This window comes from Bartonella tribocorum CIP 105476, assembly GCF_000196435.1.
Lineage (GTDB): Bacteria > Pseudomonadota > Alphaproteobacteria > Rhizobiales > Rhizobiaceae > Bartonella > Bartonella tribocorum.
Map to the genome: position 1 here is coordinate 970,511 of NC_010161.1, position 18,057 is coordinate 988,567.

Genomic DNA, 18,057 nt, shown 5'->3' on the forward strand with positions numbered 1-18,057 from the left:
ATGGAAAACGATAATGGGACAAACACTCATAATAAACTCTATACCTCATATTATGCATAATGAAAAAGGCAAGAATTGGGATGAAGGTAGGCATAGTGCGGTTATAATACCTAAGGCGAGAGCAAAACTCCAAAAACCTAAATTATATCGCGTTCTTTTACTTAATGATGATTATACACCTATGGATTTTGTTGTTTTCGTTTTGAAGAACTTTTTTAAAAAAAGTTTCGAAGAGGCAACGCGGATTATGTTAAATGTTCATCACAATGGGATAGGCGAATGCGGAACTTATACTTATGAAGTTGCTGAAATGAAAATCGTACAAGTGAGGGAGTGTGCACGTCAAAATGAACATCCATTACAATGTGTAATGGAATGGAAGTGAGGAATTATGCCATCTTTTACACCTAGTCTTGAAGAAGTTTTGCATCGTGCGTTAACAATCGCCACTCAAGCGCGGCATGAATATGCAACATTAGAGCATCTTCTCCTTGCGCTGTTAGATGATGCCGATGCAAATTCTGTTATTCAGGCATGCCAAGTAGATGTGGAAGAATTGCGCGAACGCTTAACCAACTATCTTCGCTCAGAGCTAGATGAACAGATTGGAGCTGATGAGGATACAAAGCCCACAGCTTTCTTCCAGCGTGTTATCCAACGTGCGGTGATTCATGCGCAATCTGCGGGAAAAGATGAAGTGTCAGGGGCAAATGTTCTTGTTGCAATTTTTTCTGAACGTGAAAGCCATGCTGCCTATTTTCTTCAGGAGATGGGAATGACACGCTATGATGCTGTACGTTTTATTTCACATAGTATTACGCGTGATGATGGATTATCCATGTTACTTGAAGGTCTTGAAGAGCAATTAGATCAACAGATTTCAGACAATGGTGAAAGAATAACAAGTGCTTTAACAAGTTATTGTGTTGATCTCAATTGTAAAGCACGGAATGGGAAAATTGATTTATTAATTGGTCGTGAAAGAGAAATTTCACGCATGATTCAGATTTTATGTCGACGATCAAAAAATAATCCGCTTTTGGTTGGTGATCCTGGAGTAGGAAAAACCGCGATTATTGAGGGATTGGCAAAGCGTATTGTTGATGGGCAAGTGCCTGAGGTTTTATCAAATGCAACGATATTTTCTCTTGATATGGGGGGACTCGTTGCTGGTACACGTTATCGCGGCGATTTTGAAGAACGATTAAAGCAAGTTATTAAAGAGTTTGAGCTATATCCAGATGCTATTTTATTTATTGATGAAATTCATACCTTAATCGGTGCAGGGGCAACATTAGGGGGAAATATGGATGCAGCAAATCTTTTAAAACCTGCATTATCTTCTGGAGCTATGCGGTGTATTGGGGCGACGACTTACAGAGAATATCGAAAATTCTTTGAACAAGACCGTGCTTTAGAGCGCCGTTTTCAGAAGATTGATATTAATGAACCTTCTGTTTCTGATGCGATTAAGATTTTGCAGGGGATGAAGCCTTACTTTGAAGATTTTCATCAGATCAAATATACAGATCAGGCGATGAAGGCATCCGTAGAATTATCTTCACGCTATATGGTTGATCGTAGATTACCTGATAAAGCAATTGATATTATTGATGAAAGTGGTGCAGCGCAAAAGATTTTGCCACAAAAACAGCGTAAAAAAACGATAGGTGTTAAAGAAATTGAAGCAACTATCGCTACAATTGCAAGGATTCCATCCAAAACAGTTTCGCGGAATGATCAGAAGATATTGAGTAAGCTTGAGAGAGAGCTCAAGCACGTTGTTTATGGGCAAGATCAGGCAATTTCTGTCTTAGTTTCATCCATAAAATTGGCACGAGCAGGTTTACGCGAACCAGATAAACCAATAGGCAGTTATTTATTTTCAGGACCAACAGGTGTTGGAAAAACTGAAGTTGCAAAACAGCTTGCATCATCTTTAGGCATTGAACTATTACGTTTTGATATGTCAGAATATATGGAGCGTCATACGGTAGCGCGCTTAATCGGTGCCCCTCCAGGCTACATAGGTTTTGATCAAGGAGGTCTCCTTACAGATGCAGTTGATCAGAAGCCTCACGCAGTCCTATTGCTCGATGAGATTGAAAAAGCCCATCCAGAGTTATTTAATATTTTATTGCAGGTCATGGATTATGGTCGATTAACAGACCATAATGGCAAGAAAATTGATTTCCGCAATATTATTTTGATTCTGACAACCAATGCTGGTGCTTCAGATATGGCAAAATCAGCTATTGGATTTGGGAAAGTCCATCGTGATGGTGAGGATATAGAAGCAATCAACCGGTTATTTACACCAGAATTTCGTAATCGGTTAGATGCAATTATTCCGTTTGCGCCTTTATCTCACTTAAGCATCAATCAGATCGTGCAAAAATTTATTTTTCAGCTTGAAGCACAATTAGCTGATCGGGAGATCTGTTTTGAATTAAGCCCTTCTGCAACTTTATGGCTTTCCAATAAAGGATATGATTCTCAGATGGGAGCACGCCCATTAGGCCGTGTTATACAAGAATATATTAAAAAGCCATTAGCGGATGAAATTTTATTTGGAAAGTTACGCAATGGTGGCATCGTTCGCGTATTGACGCAAAAATCAAATGGTGAAAAAGAAAGATTACAGTTAGAAATTTCTTCTTCCGATCTATCTGTTGGCTCAAAGAAAAGTAAAATAAAAAATTTTACAAAAAAACATGCAGGAAAGAAAAGCACAACATCTTAAGAACATGTTACGAGTTAAGAACATGTTACAAGGCGGCACGAATTTTTTTTGCATTTTCTTCAAGTATTTCTGTAGGCGTTATCACCCCGTTGTGAGGGGTAAGTTCTATTCCTTCCATACGTGGTATAATATGAAAATGGAGATGATAAACGGTTTGTTGACTAGCCGCTTCATTGAATTGCATGATCGTTATACCATCTGCTTGAAAGGCTTTTTTGACGGCATTGGCAATTTTTTGAACAGCTTTAATAACAGGAAATAATATTTCAGTATCGGCATCAAGTAAGTTTCTAGAACCTTTTTTGGGAATGACCAACGTATGACCTGGTGCTTGTGGCATGATATCCATGAAGCCAATAACATCATCATCTTCGTAAACACGAACAGAAGGGATTTCATTACGAATTAATTTAGCAAAAATATTGTTATTGTCATAAGTTTGTTTCATACAAATATTTCCTTTATGGATAAGTTTAGAATTCTAATTTCAAAACGGAAAAATGCAAGGTTTATCAGAGTGTAAGACAAAAAAATATTTTGACTTCAGTTATCTTTAAGAGACGCACTATTTTAATGAAGATTTAGATTTCTATGATGGCTTCAACTTCTACAGGAACATCCATAGGAAGAGAGGCAACGCCAATAGCAGAACGGGCATGTTTCCCAATTTCACCAAGAATGTCGACGAATAAATCAGAAGCTCCATTAGCGACAAAAGGGATATCAGTAAAATGAGAATCGACAGCCACAAAAACAGTAATTTTTACCACGCGTTTTATTCTATTGAGATCACCCAGCGTTGCTTTGAGTTGAGCGAGAATATTGAGAGCACAAGCTTCAGATGCTTTTTGGGCTTGTTCAGCATTCACAGTTGCACCAACTTTACCGATGGCTATAGGTTTTCCATTGATAAGAGGGAGCTGCCCAGAAATAAAGAGTTGATTGCCACTTTGTGAAGTGCTGATGTAATTAGCAAGGGGTTGCGTTGCTGCCGGAAGGGTGATTCCCAATTTTTCTAAGTTTCTTTCAATCCCATTGGTCATAATTTAAACTCCATAGCTGTTCTATATATTCATTGCATAACCTATTTTTTAATTTAAGGAAATGTGTGGTTAATGGAGAAATTAGCCTTTTTTGCCTTATTGTATGATGTTATGCAACGGGGATAAAGTTTGGAAGTTGGGAATGATTAGAGCATTATTTATAATAATTTTATATATTGTTTTTTTCTGTACAGTGAGAGCTGAAGAGCCTATTTTTATTGCACCTCATCGAGCAATTTATGATTTTCATCTCGATAGTGTTTCTCATGAAATGACAATTTCTGGGATGTCAGGGCGAATGGTTTACGAGCTTACTGGTTCGGCATGCCAAGGCTATAGCACACGTTTTCGTTTCATTAGCCGTCTTCATGTTGAAGATATGCCGGTACGTTTAACGGATCAACAGACGACGAGTTATGAAACAGGAGATAGTCGTACATTTCGTTTTAATATTACCGATCAAGAGGGAGAAGAGGTTGCACATCGTGCCGAAGGGGTCGCGGAGCGAACGGAAGATGGTATTACGGTTACCTTAAAGACGCCAAAGGAAAAAGAATATAAGCTCGCGATGGCAGAATTTCCAATGATGCAACTAAAGAATATTATCCGCCATGCAAAAGCGGGGGATCATTTTTATAACGCTACTGTATTTGATGGGACAAATAAAGCAGATAAAGTTATAAAAGAAAGTATCGCCATAGGGGAAAAGAAGGCGCTTTTATCTGACAGTGAGACGGAAAAAATGAGAAAATTGGATGAAGAAGAATATTGGCCTGTTACAATCTCTTATTTTGATGATAGTGAAAATAAAGATGGCTTGCCGGTTTATCGAAGCAGTTTTCTCTTACATGAGAATGGTGTCATGCGTGATCTTCATATAGATTATGGAACTTTTTCAGTACGTGCAAAATTGAACAGCCTTGAATTCCTCGAACTTGGGAAAGATCTTGGTCAATGTGAAAATGCAAATATTAAATGATTGAAGAAAATGACTTGAAAAAGAATCAAAGTTTAGTATGTTTGCGCTATTCCACACGCGGAGTTTGGGTGCTTATAGATGATCTCGAGAGAAAAGTCTAGCAAGCATCCGCCGGTAGCAGGTTTTCCTGCTTTTTCCGCGGAGGTTGAACCGGAAAGGATAAAATTTATGGCACTACCCGATTTTACTATGCACCAGCTTTTAGAAGCAGGTGTACATTTTGGTCACCAGACTCATCGCTGGAATCCCAAAATGACTCCCTATATTTATGGTCAGCGTAATAATATTCATATTATTGATCTTGCTCAGACCGTTCCGCTTTTACATCAAGCGCTTAAACTTGTTTCAGATACTGTTGCGCGTGGTGGTCGTATTCTCTTTGTTGGAACAAAACGGCAAGCGTCTGAAATTATTGCTGATGCAGCGAATCGTTCCGCCCAATATTATGTTAATGCGCGTTGGCTTGGCGGTATGCTGACGAACTGGAAAACAATTTCCAATTCAATACATCGTTTGCGGAAGCTTGATAAAATTCTTGCTGCTGAAGCGCAAGGCTTTACCAAAAAGGAACGTTTAAATCTTGAACGTGATCGTGAAAAGCTTAATCGTGCGCTTGGTGGTATTAAAGATATGGGCTCTGTTCCAGATCTTATCTTTGTCATCGATACAAATAAAGAAAATATTGCACTCCAAGAAGCAAAACGTTTAGGTATTCCGGTGATTGCTATTATTGATACCAATTGTGATCCCGACGACGTAACACATCCCATACCAGGTAATGACGATGCTTCACGTGCAATTTCTCTTTATTGCGATCTTTTTGCTCGTGCTGCTCTTGATGGTATTGCTCGTCAGCAAGGTGCAATGGGTATCGATTTAGGAGCTCAAGTTGATGCACCTGTGGAGCCTGTTTTGGAAGAAGTGGAGCCTGTTTTGGAAGAAAGTGCGGTTTTGGCAGTTTCTGAGTAATTATAAAACGCCTAGTTAAGGTACTTTTATTATCTAAAGAAAAAGTTATAGGCGTGCAGAGGAAATTTGCACGCTTTCACTGTTACAGAATGAAGAGGCAAATATGAGCGTTACTGCTGCACAAGTAAAAGAACTTCGAGAATTATCTGGCGCCGGTATGATGGACTGTAAAGCAGCTCTAGCAGAAACCAATGGTGATATGGACGCTGCTGTTGATTGGCTTCGTAAAAAAGGGATAGCTAAAGCAGATAAAAAGGCAGGTCGTACAGCAGCTGAGGGATTAATCGGAGTTGTATCAAAAGATTCACATGCAGTTTTGGTTGAGATTAATTCTGAAACAGATTTTGTTGCACGCAATGATGGATTTCAAGACATTGTGCGTAATGTAGCAACGGCTGCTTTAGATACGCCAGGTGATGTTGAATCTGTTTCTGTTTCTCTTTATCCAGGCTCTGAGAAGACTGTAGAGCTTACAATTAAAGATGCAATTGGTACGATTGGCGAAAATATGACGTTTCGTCGTTCCGCTAAATTATCTGTTGAGAATGGTGTTGTTGCGACTTATATACACAATAGTGTGTCTGATGGGCTTGGGAAACTTGGTGTTTTGGTTGCAATTGAAACAACGGGAAATAAAGAAGCTGCTCTTGCTTTTGGTCGGCAGGTCGCGATGCATATTGCGGCAACCAATCCATTAGCGCTTACCGCACAGGATGTTGATGCTGGTGCTGTTGAACGTGAAAAAGCAATTTTTTCAGATCAAGCACGTCAGTCTGGAAAACCTGAAAATATCATTGAAAAAATGGTAGAAGGGCGTATGCGTAAGTTTTTTGAAGAGGTTGTTTTGCTTTCTCAAGCTTTTGTTATGAATCCTGATATGACTGTTGAGGCTGCTTTAAAGGACGCTGAGAAATCAATAGGTGCTCCAGCAAAAATCACAGGCTTTATTCGTTTTGCACTCGGGGAAGGTGTAGAAAAAGAGGAGACTGATTTTGCTGCAGAGGTTGCAGCAGCTGTAAAAGGCTAGTTATTGCAAACTCTTGATCAGAGATTTAAAATCATTATTGGTTTTAGAAACTCTGATGGAGACAATGTGAGTGTTGTGAGGGCGTCACGTGAAAAAAAGTGGTGCCCTTCGTGGTGTCGAAAGCAAAAAGTAAATGTGCTTTTGGGGAGATTATTGATGGCATTAGCACGTCCATATAAACGTATTCTTTTAAAGGCTTCTGGTGAAGCTCTTATGGGGGGGCAGAGCTTTGGCATTGATGTTTCTGTTGTCGACCGTATTGCAGCTGATATTGCAGAAGTGCGCGCAATGGGGATAGAAGTTGCGGTTGTTATCGGTGGGGGGAATATTTTTCGTGGTGTTGCTGTTGCTTCGCATGGTGGGGATCGCGTGACAGGCGATCATATGGGAATGCTTGCAACGGCTATTAACTCTTTAGCGTTGCGAACATCATTGACAAAGCTAGGGGTTGAAACGGTCGTGCTCTCTGCGATTGCGATGCCACAAATTTGTGAAAGTTTCTCGCAACGTAAAGCAATAGCTTATATGAATCAGGGAAAAGTTGTTATTTTTGCGGGTGGTACAGGAAATCCCTTTTTTACCACTGATTCTGCTGCGACTTTACGTGCAGCAGAAATTGGTGCAGATGTCCTTCTTAAAGGAACACAAGTCGATGGTATTTATTCAGCAGATCCAAAGATAGACCCTACAGCTAAGCGTTTTGATCAATTGACACATGTTGAAATTTTGCAATGGGGATTATCGGTTATGGATTCAACGGCGGTCACTTTAGCCCGTGAGAACAATGTACCGATTATTGTATATTCCATTCATGAAAAAGGCGGTTTAGCTAAGGTCTTGAATGGAACAGGGCGCTTTACAATGGTATCGGAATAAGGATAAGCTTCAAAGGACAATTGAAGGAGACAGAAATATGAATGTTGCATCAATTATGGATGATCTGAAACGTCGCATGGATGGCGCTATTGTGGCTTTTAAACATGAATTAGGTGGCTTGCGGACGGGACGGGCATCGGCGAGTTTATTAGAACCATTAACCGTTGAATCTTATGGTTCTGTTGTACACATCAATCAGGTTGCTAATATTTCTGTTCCCGAACCTCGGATGCTTTTCGTTTCTGTATGGGATAAAACGATGGTAGGAGCTGTTGAGCGTGCTATTCGCGATTCTGGTCTTGGTTTGAATCCTATAACTGATGGTACGAATTTACGTATTCCTTTGCCTGAGTTGAATGAAGAGCGCCGTAAGGAACTTGTGAAAATTGCGCATCACTATGCAGAGCAAGCGCGTGTTGCGACACGTCATGTTCGTCGTGATGGTATGGACAATTTGAAAAAGTTAGAAAAAGATGGCGAAATTGGACAAGATGAAGCCCATAGTTTATCCGAGAAAGTTCAAAAACTCACAGATGAAACTATTGCTGATATCGATAAAATTTTAGCCGTAAAAGAATCTGAAATTATGCACGTTTAAGGCGGTTTTTTCGCTAGAAAAAATATTCTACTCCCAGCGTGTAAATTATTTTTATTGGATAAGAGCAGGGAGTAATGTGCACTGTGATCGCAAGGTGTGATGCAGGAAGTTATTTTATCGTTTTATCATCTTGATTAAGAGAAAGATTGATTTGAGGGTGATGCTTTTATTCTTTAATTTGTGAGTGAATTCTGCCCTTTATTGGAGGACACTGTTTAACAGCATGATGAGAAATATTATGAGGGATTATTCAAATATTCTAAGATGGATTTGGGGAAATAATAATATAGCGCAAAAAATAATGCTTTAATCTTTCTCTTACCACCCATTATAAAACATGCACGTAGGATGGGGAAAGCGGATGTTGTGGGGCGTCATTCGTTTTTAATGATGAAGAGTTGATAGAGAAGCTTTTTATACAGAAACCTATATAGTTGATTAATGTGGGGCGTAGATAGCTGCTTTTTTATTTTACGTTTGAGAAAATATTTGAAAATGAGAAAATATTTGAAAACTTATTTTAGGATTAACTCTTGATAAGAAAGATTTTTGAAGCTGTTTTCATTGATTATTCGTCTTATAAGCGCTATCTTGGTAGACGAGATCATTTATGGTAAATTATAAGAGAAACTTGTACGAGTATGAAATAAAAATACGAGGTAGGGAAGTTTTTATTGCATCAATTTTAGAGCTTGTATTTTCTATTTTTATTGTTTGGATGTTGTTTTGTCTAATTTGGTTTATCGTGTTTTAACAGCTTTTGTGTTTGGCATTATCGCTTTGTATCTGACATGGTTGGGAGGAACCACTTTTTTTCTGTTTGCGTGGTGTATTGGCGGTTTTATTCTTTATGAGTGGATGAGGATTACTGAAGAGAAGTGGTGTTTTTTACAAAAGATATTAGCAGGTATTTTTTATTTTCTCTTTGGCTTTTTTTTGGTGTTGAATGTCTCTGCTGTGCTGGTTTTTTGTGTTTTAATCGTATTGGCTGCGGTGTTGGCTATTATATCTATAAAAAACAGTGGTTGGGTTTTTTGTGGTTTTTTATATGCATCTTTTCCTGTTGTAGCTTTATGCTTTTTACGGGATCATGAGATATTGGGGTTCCAAGTTGTTATTTTCTTATTTACGATAGTTTGGGGAACCGACATTGGTGGATATTTTATCGGACGTGCATTGGGGGGGCCTAAATTAGCACCACAATTTTCTCCAAATAAAACATGGTCAGGAGCACTTGGTGGTACATTTGTCGGTGTTTTTGGTGGTATATGGGTTGCTTTTGTATTTTTTGATATAAATTTAGCAAGTTTTTTTGTACCATTCCTTACACTTGTTTTGTCCGTTGTTTCGCAATTGAGTGATTTAGGACAATCATGGTTTAAAAGACGGTTTTCTGTTAAAGACTCCAGTTCTTTATTGCCTGGACATGGTGGTTTTATGGATCGTATGGATGGATTGGTAGGGGCAACTTGTCTTCTTTATTTAATTGGTTCATTGATGTTTGATATGGATACACCTTTTAATCTTTTTAGTATGATTTAATAGGGAGAAGATATTTTGGGACTTTTAAATCATATGGTCGCGATGGGTGATTTTCTTTTAAGAAGTTTGAGTATTCTTTTCATCATTATACTTATCATTTTTGTGCACGAACTTGGGCATTATCTCATTGGGCGGTGGTGTGGTATTAAAGCGTTAGTTTTTTCACTTGGATTTGGACCACAAATAGCCAGTTACACAGATAAGCATGGCACGAAGTGGCGTTTAGCGCTTATTCCCCTAGGGGGATATGTAAAGTTTGTTGGGGATGAGGAAAAAAACGATACGCTATTATCCCCATCATCTCCGATTGTTGATGGTTCATTTGCCAATGCACATGCTTGGAAAAAAGCAGCAACTGTTTTTGCTGGTCCTTTTTTCAATGCTCTTTTTACTGTTGTTATTCTAACGTTTTTTTTCTTTATGTATGGTCGTGTTGTCATTGAACCCGTTGTTGGTTCTTTGGTAAAAGATAGCCCTGCTATTCAATCCGGTTTGGAATTAGGGGACCGTTTTGTTGAAATGGATGGTCGACGGGTTGAAAGTTTTGAGGATTTGATGAATTACGTCGCTTTTCACGGAAAAGAACCGATAGAGTTTAAAATAGAACGCATGGGGCGTGTGTTTACAACGGTCATTACTCCGAAAGTCGTTGAGCGAGATGATGGATTTGGGAATCGAACACAAAGTGCTATGATCGGCGTAGGTGTGCCTGTTGATTCAAATAATCCTGCACGTTTAGATCAAACTTATATAAAAAATATTCACTATGGTTTTGTAACAGCTATAAGAGAAGCATTAAACCGTACTGCGTTTATTACCACTCAAACGTTTCTTTTTATGAGTCGTTTGATCGGAGGAAAAGAAGATCGTTGTCGGCTAAGTGGGCCTTCTAAAACCGTTAAGATTGCTTGGAAAGTGAGCGAAGCAGGTTTTATCTCTTTGTTGAATTTGGCTGCTTTTCTTTCAATAAGCGTTGGGTTTATTAACCTTTTTCCGATTCTACCGCTTGATGGTGGGCATCTTTTATTTCATGTCATTGAGGTCATTACTGGGAGAAAAATATCCACTAAAGTTCAGGGAATTGTTTTTCGTTTAGGTTTTTCCCTTCTTCTCCTTTTTATGATTTTTGTCTTCTTTAATGATTATTTTTGTTGGTTTAACTAATTAAATTATGGAAAACGCTTTGTAAATTGGGTAATAATAGCAAAAACAAATTGAAGGTTGTTTACCATGTCTGCAAAATATTGTGGCGTTGTACATTATAATGAGTAATGAAGGGATAAAAAGTCTCGCTGTAAAAAGGTTGTTATGGCAGTTAGCTTTTTAAGGCATCATGTCCAAGGAACAAGAGTAAGGTAAAAAAAGCCAATGACTACGAATTCAAAGTTTTTAAATGCAGCATCTGTGTTGGTGTTAAAGATGGGCATGATTGCCCCAGCAGCGGTTTTTATGTCAATTGCTGCAGTTGGAGAAATACAAGCATCTGTAGTCCGTTCTATTGAGGTTCGTGGGAATAAGTTTGTAAGTTCTCAGGCGATTCGGGACAATATGGGTATTAAGGCTGGACAAGGAGTTTCCGGTGGTGATGTTGATCATGCTGTGAAGAATCTTTTCGAATTAGGTTTATTTTATGATGTTAAAATAAATCAAGTCGGTGATAAATTGGTTGTATTCGTAAAAGAATATGAGGTTGTTAATCAAATATTATTTCAGGGAAATAAATCTTTTAAAGATCCAGATCTTAAACGGTTTATTTCTTTAAAACCAAATGAGCCTTTTAACTCTGCTAAGCTTTCTGCTGATATAAATACAATTCGTGAAGCTTATAAAACGCTTGGTCGTAATAATATCACTGTTAACGTTCAAACGATTAACCTTGGAAAAGGGCGTGTTAATGTGGTGTTTAATGTTGTTGAAGGACAAAAAACAAAGATTGGTGATATCACTTTTAAGGGAAATAGTGTCTTTGCAAGCCGCCGGTTACGTGATGTGATTTCAACAAAATCTTCAGGAATTTTTTCGAAGTTGTTGGGAGGCGATGTGTACAGTGAAGAGCGCCTCGCTGCTGATGAAGAGGCTTTACGTCGCTTTTATTATAATCGTGGTTATGCAGATTTTCGTGTCGTCTCTTCTAAAGCGATTTTTGATGCTGCAAGCAATACGTATAAAATTTCTTTCATTCTTGATGAAGGGGCGCGCTATAAAATTAGTGATATTCAGGTTGAAAGTGATGTTGATGGAATTGACGTTCAATCTGTAAAAGGGATGCTTAAAACCCAGCCAGGTAATGTTTATAGTGCAGAAGATATTGAACAATCTGTTGCAATTATTAATAATAAGGTTGCTGATTCGGGATATGCTTTTGCTAAAGTTGAACCACGGGGAAACCGTAATTTAGCAAATCATACAATTTCAATCTTATATAACATTGAACAAGGTACACGTGCTTATATTCAGCGTATTGATATACGTGGCAATGAGAAAACGCGTGATTACGTCATTCGCCGTGAAATTGACTTAAACGAAGGAGATGCTTACAATCAAACTTTATTACAGCGAGCAAAACGTCGTCTAGAAAGTTTAGGTTTTTTCAAAGCCGTTAATATTTCAATGGTTCCCACTGAGCAATCTGACCAGGTTGTTTTGGTGATAGATGTCGTTGAAGCTTCAACAGGAGATCTCTCTCTTTCTGGAGGATATACAACGGGGGGAACAAGCCCTGGTATGTCCCTTGAAGTTTCTGTTACTGAACGTAATCTTGGGGGACGTGGTCAGTACGTTCGTTTAGGATTAGGAGCGGGGCAAGAAAAGTCCCGTAATTATAATTTATCATTTGTTGATCCTTATTTCTTAGGGTACCGTTTATCGGCTGGCGTTGATGTTTTTCGCAGCACTTACCGTGCTGATAAAGCTTATGATGTACGACAGACAGGGGGATCACTGCGGTTTTCGCTTCCTATTAATAATAAATTATCTGCGAATGTTGCTTATTCTTATGTACAGGAAGAATATGACTTTGGTGGAGAGTATGATTTCAACAAAGAGAGTGATATAATAGAATTATATGGGAAATATTCTGGTGCGATTGTTCAAGCAGCGAAGCAAAGTCCTTGGAAACGTTCATCAATTAGTTATGGTTTAACCTATAATACGATTGATGATATGAGAAACCCCCATGATGGCTGGTACGTGCATCTTCTTCAGGAATATGCAGGACTTGGTGGGAGTGCAAAGTTTTTGAAGACCACGGGTAAGGCGATGATGTACAAGACTCTTTCTGATCAGAAGGATATTGTTGGTTTGCTTTCTTTTGGTGGTGGTTATATCCACGAAATAGGCAAAGAAGGTGTTCGTATTTTCGATATGTTTAAAGCGAATACTGATATGATCCGAGGGTTCAAATACAATGGGATAGGTCCACGTCAGGTTTCCAGTAAAGGTGAAGTTTATTTCTTAGGGGGAACGACCTATATGAATGCGACTGCTGAAGTACAGTTTCCTATTCCTGTTGTCCCTGAAGGATTCGGATTGCGTGGTGCTTTATTTGCGGATATTGCTACGCTCTATGGCAATAATTATAAAGCCGTTTTTAAGGGAGAACCGCCTGTTACCAATACCAAAAATGCTTGGCGCTCATCTGCAGGTGTGAGTTTGATGTGGGATTCTCCGTTTGGTCCTTTGCGTTTTGATTATGCTTGGCCAATAACAAAGCGGGAGGGAGATCGTTTGCAGCAATTGAATTTTGGTATTTCTACGAAGTTTTGATTTGAGTGGTTTTTTTAAGAAGGAAAAACTTGAAGAGAATAACTTAAGCTGGGAGAGAAAGTGTTTTGATGGCGGATACGTTTTTTTTTACGCCGTCCCGGCAATTGACAGTTGCAAATGTTGCTGAGTTGACGGGTGCAAAGCTTCTTAATCCAGAGTTTTCTCATAAGGTTATCAATACTCTTTCTTCGCTTGAGAATGCTGTAGAAGGCTCTCTTGTTTTTGTGGAGCATCGGAAATTTTCTGATGCTCTACAGGGCAGTTCTGCTGTTGCTGTTTTTTGTACGAATGAGATTGTTTTTAAAGTTCCTGACACGATGGCAGTTTTGGTGACATCCACACCACAACGTGATTTTGCTCAGATTGGTCGTATTTTGTTTCCTGACTCTGTCAAGCCAATGCCTTGGTTTGGACAGAAGGAGATTTCACCGCACGCGCATATTCATCCAACGGCTAAGTTTGCCCATGATGTGTGTATTGAAGCGGGAGCTGTTATCGGTAGAAATGTTGAGATTGGTGCAGGGACTCTTATTTCATCCACAGCTGTTATCGGTGAAAATTGCCGTATTGGACGTGACTGCTATATTGCTCCTAAAGTAACCGTTCAATGTTCTTTAATAGGTGATACGGTTCAGCTTTATCCTGGTGTTTGCATTGGGCAAGATGGTTTTGGTTATGTTGGGGGTATTTCTGGAATCGAAAAAATTCCACAACTTGGTCGCGTTATTATTGAGGATGGTGTAGAAATTGGTGCGAACACCACGATTGATCGAGGAACATTTCAAGATACTGTTATTGGAGAAGGAAGCAAGATTGATAATCTTGTACAAATTGCCCACAATGTAAAAATTGGTCGTTATTGCCTTATTGCCGCTCAATGTGGAATTGCCGGAAGTACATCTATAGGAGATATGTCTCAGCTTGGAGGGGGGGTTGGAGTAGCAGATCATATTGTAATAGGTAAATGTGTTCAGATTGCTGCTCGTAGTGGTGTTATGAATGACATTCCGGATGGTGAAAAATGGGGAGGCAGTCCAGCACGGCCATTTAAACAATGGTTTCGTGAAGTAGCGACGTTGCGCAGTATGGGAAAAGTTAAAAAGGAGAGAAGCTGATATGATCAGCACTGAAGGAATTAAAGATTTAGAGGCTGTTGATATTGAAAAATTGCTATCAATATTACCGCACCGTTATCCATTTTTATTGATCGATCGTATCGTTAATATTGATGGGGAACAAGAAGCGATTGGTATTAAAAATATAACGATTAACGAACCACATTTTACAGGACATTTTCCCACAAAGCCTGTTATGCCTGGCGTTTTGATTTTAGAAGCTATGGCACAAACGGCAGGAGCAATAGCACTTTTAAATTTAGGCAATAAGCGAACAAATTTAGTTTACCTTATGACGGTTGATAATGCGAAATTTCGTAAGCCGGTTATGCCTGGTGATCAGCTTAAAATTCATGTTCAGCTTTTGAAAAAGAGATCGGGTATGAGGCGTTTTTCGTGTGTGGCAAAAGTAGAAAATGTTCGCGTCGCTGAAGCAGAAATTGCTGCGATGATTGTTGAAGAAGAATAAACGATATTTGATGGGAATTTTAAAATGTCCGGTACGAAAATCCATCCAACTGCTCTCGTGGAGAAGGGAGCGCAGCTTGGTGAGAATGTACGCGTTGGGCCATTTTGCCATATTAGTTCAGAGGCTGTTATTGGTGATGAATGTAGTTTGACAAGTCATGTTGTAATAATGGGAAAGACAATGTTAGGAGCCAAGAGTAAAGTATTTTCTCATGCTGTTTTAGGGGCAGATCCGCAAAATAATAAACATAAAGGGGGGGCTACGATTCTCTCTATTGGTAAAAATTGTATGATCCGTGAAGGCGTAACAATGCATAGAGGCTCCGATTCGAGTACGGGAATGACAGTTGTTGGTGATAATTGCCAATTTTTTTGTTATGCGCATATCGCTCATGATTGTCATGTAGGCAATCATGTAACATTTGCGAATAATGCAATGATTGCTGGTCACGTTACCGTTGGTGATTATGTGATTATCGGTGGTGGTGCTGCTGTTCACCAATTTGTTCGTGTTGGGCATCATGCTTTTATCGGTGGTGTATCTGCACTGGTAGGTGATTTGATTCCTTATGGAACAGCTGTTGGTGTGCAGGCAAAACTTGCCGGACTCAATATTATTGGCATGAAGCGTGCAGGGCTTGAGCGTCAAGATATTCACGCACTCCGCCATGCGGTTGCCATGCTTTTTGATCATAGCAAGCCATTTAAAGAGCGTGTCAATGATGTTGCTTCTTGCTATTCTTCTTCTCGATCTGTTGCTGACGTTGTTCGTTTTATTAAAGAAGAAGGAAAGCGTTTTTATTGTACACCAAAATTTGGAGGTGATAGAATAAAATAATGTAAGGATTAAAAATGCTAATTTGTGGTACCAGAAATTTTCTTTCCGGCCGCACTGCTATTATAGCAGGAAGTGGTGTTTTACCGATTACCGTTGCACAAGCTCTTGAGAAGAATGGAGAGAATCCTTTTCTTGTTCTTTTGCAGGGCGAAGCAGATTCTGTTCTTTATCGTTATGAACATTGCGAGCTATCAATTGTAGAGTTAGCGCGACTCATTAAAGTTTTAAAAGAGGCTGGAGTTTATAATGTTGTTTTGGCAGGTGGTGTAAAAAAGCGACCGCTTCTTACACAGTTACGACTGGACTGGACGACATTTTTAGCGCTTCCTAAGTTAATTGGAGCTTTGAGGAAAGGGGACGATGCATTATTAAAAGCTTTTATACGATTTATTGAGGAGCATGGTTTTTGTGTTATCGGTGCTCATGAAATAGTCCCAGATCTTTTAGCGCCCATAGAATTTAATTTAACAGTACGGCGTGCTACGCAGAAAGAGAAGAAAGATATTTTTTTAGCAGCACGAGCAGCAAAAATTTTAGGTCAATTGGATATCGGGCAAGCCGTTGTTGTTGTTCAAGGAAGGGTGGTCGCTCTGGAGGGCGCTGAGGGAACTGATAATATGTTGTGGCGTGTTTGTGAAATGCGAGAAAGAGGGCAAATTCCCCCTAAAGGTGGTGTTCTTGTTAAATGTGCAAAACCACAACAGGATAATCGCGTTGATTTGCCATCAATTGGGCCCGTGACAATAATGAACACTGCAAAGAGTGGTTTGTCCGGTATTGCAGTGGAAGCAAATAGAAGTATAATATTATCGTTGAAAAAAACAATAGAAAAAGCCAATAAACATTCTCTATTTATAGAAACATTTGAAAAGTGTGATCATGAATAATAGTTTATTAAAGATTGCTGTGATTGCGGGTGAGGAATCTGGTGATTTTCTTGGGGCTGATTTAATTTCTTGTTTATCACAACAAATAGGATGCAATATTCATTTGATAGGGGTTGGGGGGAGGCATTTAGAGGCTTTAGGTTTAAAAAGCTTTTTTGATTCCCATGATATTGGTTTAATAGGTTTAAAGGAGGTGTTGAAAAAATTACCGTTGTTGTTGCTCCATATTCGCAATTTATCCAAATTTATCGCACAAGAACAACCTGATTGTTTAATTATTATTGATAGTCCTGATTTTACGCATCGTGTTGCAAAAAAGGTACGTGCTTTAGCGCCTTCTATTCCGATCATTAAATATATCGCACCAACTGTTTGGGCATGGAGGCCAGAGCGTGCAAAAGCTATGCGGGAATTTGTTGATCATGTTTTAGCGGTTTTTCCTTTTGAAGAAAAGGTTATGCAGGATTTGGGTGGTCCTGCTACCACCTATGTTGGACATCGTCTTTCGACGTATCCTCCTCTTTTGAAAGTTCAGTCAGAAAAAAGGCGCCAAGTAGAACAAAGACATTTGTATGATCAACAAATATTATCGCCTACATTGGTTATTTTGCCAGGATCACGCAATTCAGAGATTCTTTCTTTAATGCCTATTTTTCGAGAAACGGTAGAGATTCTTGTACAACGTATTCCTCATTTACAGATTATTTTACCCACTTTACCCCATTTGGTGGATAGAATCCATGACTTTATTCAGGACTGGAAAAGCAAAGTAGAAATTGTTGTTGGTGAAGATAAAAAATGGCGTGCTTTTGCACAAGCAGATGTTGCTCTTGCTTCCCATGGAACGGTTTCACTTGAGTTAGCTTTAGTAAAAGTTCCTACGGTTCTTTGCTATAAACTTGATCGTTTTGCTAAATTATTTATTTTTCCTAAAATAACGTTATGGAGTGCTGCTCTTCCGAATATTATTGCTGATAAGCCTATTGTTCCAGAATATTTGAATGAATTTATACGTCCTGGCATGTTAGCAAGACAGATAGAACAACTTTTATCTAATCCTTTATTGCGCCAAGCTCAACTCGATGCTTTTGAGGTGGTCGAACAGAAAATGAAAACTGAAATCCCATCGGGAATTATAGGTGCGCAAAAAATTATCACTCTTTTAAAAAGTAGGGGCATAATTATATAAATAAAACAATGTTTTGAT

Annotated in this window: 17 protein-coding genes; 15 read left to right on the plus strand and 2 right to left on the minus strand. The window is 38.9% G+C overall.

The features are described from left to right. The first annotated feature begins 13 nt into the window (after positions 1-13). On the plus strand, positions 14-385 hold the full coding sequence (gene clpS / locus BTR_RS04295) for an ATP-dependent Clp protease adapter ClpS (protein ID WP_012231489.1): 372 nt from the start codon (positions 14-16) through the stop codon (positions 383-385). A 6-nt stretch (positions 386-391) separates the two neighbouring features. Beyond that, entirely contained in the window at positions 392-2,743 is a 2,352-nt protein-coding gene (gene clpA, locus BTR_RS04300; RefSeq protein ID WP_012231491.1) for an ATP-dependent Clp protease ATP-binding subunit ClpA, read from the plus strand. 25 nt (positions 2,744-2,768) lie between these two features. On the opposite strand, the gene BTR_RS04305 is transcribed toward clpA, so the two are convergent. Next, on the minus strand, positions 2,769-3,191 hold the full coding sequence (locus BTR_RS04305; protein ID WP_012231492.1) for an HIT family protein: 423 nt from the start codon (positions 3,189-3,191) through the stop codon (positions 2,769-2,771). Between the two features lie 133 nt (positions 3,192-3,324). Then, a complete protein-coding gene (locus tag BTR_RS04310; protein ID WP_012231493.1) occupies positions 3,325-3,786 on the minus strand; it encodes a RidA family protein in 462 nt (153 codons plus the stop codon). 142 nt (positions 3,787-3,928) lie between these two features. Between BTR_RS04310 and BTR_RS04315 the strand changes: the two genes are divergently transcribed. From BTR_RS04315 to lpxB, 13 genes are all read left to right on the plus strand, one after another. Beyond that, entirely contained in the window at positions 3,929-4,765 is an 837-nt protein-coding gene (locus BTR_RS04315; RefSeq protein ID WP_012231494.1) for a cell envelope integrity EipB family protein, read from the plus strand. 168 nt (positions 4,766-4,933) lie between these two features. Further along, on the plus strand, positions 4,934-5,734 hold the full coding sequence (rpsB, locus tag BTR_RS04320; RefSeq protein WP_038473465.1) for a 30S ribosomal protein S2: 801 nt from the start codon (positions 4,934-4,936) through the stop codon (positions 5,732-5,734). A 103-nt stretch (positions 5,735-5,837) separates the two neighbouring features. Next, entirely contained in the window at positions 5,838-6,761 is a 924-nt protein-coding gene (gene tsf / locus BTR_RS04325; protein WP_012231496.1) for a translation elongation factor Ts, read from the plus strand. Positions 6,762-6,917: 156 nt separating this feature from the next. Then, positions 6,918-7,637, plus strand: a complete 720-nt coding sequence (pyrH, locus tag BTR_RS04330) for a UMP kinase (protein ID WP_012231497.1) — start codon at positions 6,918-6,920, stop codon at positions 7,635-7,637. Positions 7,638-7,674: 37 nt separating this feature from the next. Beyond that, entirely contained in the window at positions 7,675-8,235 is a 561-nt protein-coding gene (gene frr / locus BTR_RS04335; protein WP_012231499.1) for a ribosome recycling factor, read from the plus strand. Between the two features lie 726 nt (positions 8,236-8,961). Further along, on the plus strand, positions 8,962-9,777 hold the full coding sequence (locus tag BTR_RS04340; RefSeq protein WP_012231501.1) for a phosphatidate cytidylyltransferase: 816 nt from the start codon (positions 8,962-8,964) through the stop codon (positions 9,775-9,777). A gap of 15 nt (positions 9,778-9,792) precedes the next feature. Beyond that, positions 9,793-10,941 carry an RIP metalloprotease RseP gene (gene rseP / locus BTR_RS04345; protein WP_038473468.1) on the plus strand — a complete coding sequence of 383 codons (1,149 nt, stop codon included), beginning with the start codon at positions 9,793-9,795 and terminating at the stop codon, positions 10,939-10,941. A gap of 204 nt (positions 10,942-11,145) precedes the next feature. Beyond that, the gene (gene bamA, locus BTR_RS04350) at positions 11,146-13,542 is read left to right on the plus strand and encodes an outer membrane protein assembly factor BamA (protein WP_012231505.1); all 2,397 of its coding nucleotides are present in this window, start codon (positions 11,146-11,148) and stop codon (positions 13,540-13,542) included. Positions 13,543-13,610: 68 nt separating this feature from the next. Beyond that, complete coding sequence (gene lpxD, locus BTR_RS04355) at positions 13,611-14,657, plus strand: UDP-3-O-(3-hydroxymyristoyl)glucosamine N-acyltransferase (protein WP_012231507.1); 1,047 nt, start codon at positions 13,611-13,613, stop codon at positions 14,655-14,657. 1 nt (position 14,658) lies between these two features. Then, positions 14,659-15,126 carry a 3-hydroxyacyl-ACP dehydratase FabZ gene (fabZ, locus tag BTR_RS04360; protein ID WP_012231508.1) on the plus strand — a complete coding sequence of 156 codons (468 nt, stop codon included), beginning with the start codon at positions 14,659-14,661 and terminating at the stop codon, positions 15,124-15,126. 24 nt (positions 15,127-15,150) lie between these two features. Then, the gene (gene lpxA, locus BTR_RS04365; RefSeq protein WP_012231509.1) at positions 15,151-15,963 is read left to right on the plus strand and encodes an acyl-ACP--UDP-N-acetylglucosamine O-acyltransferase; all 813 of its coding nucleotides are present in this window, start codon (positions 15,151-15,153) and stop codon (positions 15,961-15,963) included. A 14-nt stretch (positions 15,964-15,977) separates the two neighbouring features. Next, entirely contained in the window at positions 15,978-16,850 is an 873-nt protein-coding gene (locus BTR_RS04370) for an LpxI family protein (protein WP_012231510.1), read from the plus strand. Further along, on the plus strand, positions 16,843-18,039 hold the full coding sequence (gene lpxB, locus BTR_RS04375) for a lipid-A-disaccharide synthase (protein WP_012231511.1): 1,197 nt from the start codon (positions 16,843-16,845) through the stop codon (positions 18,037-18,039). Before BTR_RS04370 ends, lpxB begins: the two co-directional genes overlap by 8 nt. The last annotated feature ends 18 nt before the right edge of the window (positions 18,040-18,057 follow it).

Bases quoted from the DNA above. Each gene is read 5' to 3' on its own strand.
- clpA (WP_012231491.1), top strand. From the start codon at position 392: ATGCCATCTTTTACACCTAGTCTTGAAGAAGTTTTGCATCGTGCGTTA.
- bamA (WP_012231505.1), top strand. From the start codon at position 11,146: ATGACTACGAATTCAAAGTTTTTAAATGCAGCATCTGTGTTGGTGTTA.
- BTR_RS04305 (WP_012231492.1), bottom strand. From the start codon at position 3,191: ATGAAACAAACTTATGACAATAACAATATTTTTGCTAAATTAATTCGT.
- frr (WP_012231499.1), top strand. From the start codon at position 7,675: ATGAATGTTGCATCAATTATGGATGATCTGAAACGTCGCATGGATGGC.
- pyrH (WP_012231497.1), top strand. From the start codon at position 6,918: ATGGCATTAGCACGTCCATATAAACGTATTCTTTTAAAGGCTTCTGGT.
- lpxD (WP_012231507.1), top strand. From the start codon at position 13,611: ATGGCGGATACGTTTTTTTTTACGCCGTCCCGGCAATTGACAGTTGCA.
- lpxA (WP_012231509.1), top strand. From the start codon at position 15,151: ATGTCCGGTACGAAAATCCATCCAACTGCTCTCGTGGAGAAGGGAGCG.
- tsf (WP_012231496.1), top strand. From the start codon at position 5,838: ATGAGCGTTACTGCTGCACAAGTAAAAGAACTTCGAGAATTATCTGGC.
- BTR_RS04370 (WP_012231510.1), top strand. From the start codon at position 15,978: ATGCTAATTTGTGGTACCAGAAATTTTCTTTCCGGCCGCACTGCTATT.
- fabZ (WP_012231508.1), top strand. From the start codon at position 14,659: ATGATCAGCACTGAAGGAATTAAAGATTTAGAGGCTGTTGATATTGAA.
- rpsB (WP_038473465.1), top strand. From the start codon at position 4,934: ATGGCACTACCCGATTTTACTATGCACCAGCTTTTAGAAGCAGGTGTA.
- BTR_RS04310 (WP_012231493.1), bottom strand. From the start codon at position 3,786: ATGACCAATGGGATTGAAAGAAACTTAGAAAAATTGGGAATCACCCTT.
- clpS (WP_012231489.1), top strand. From the start codon at position 14: ATGGGACAAACACTCATAATAAACTCTATACCTCATATTATGCATAAT.
- lpxB (WP_012231511.1), top strand. From the start codon at position 16,843: ATGAATAATAGTTTATTAAAGATTGCTGTGATTGCGGGTGAGGAATCT.
- BTR_RS04315 (WP_012231494.1), top strand. From the start codon at position 3,929: ATGATTAGAGCATTATTTATAATAATTTTATATATTGTTTTTTTCTGT.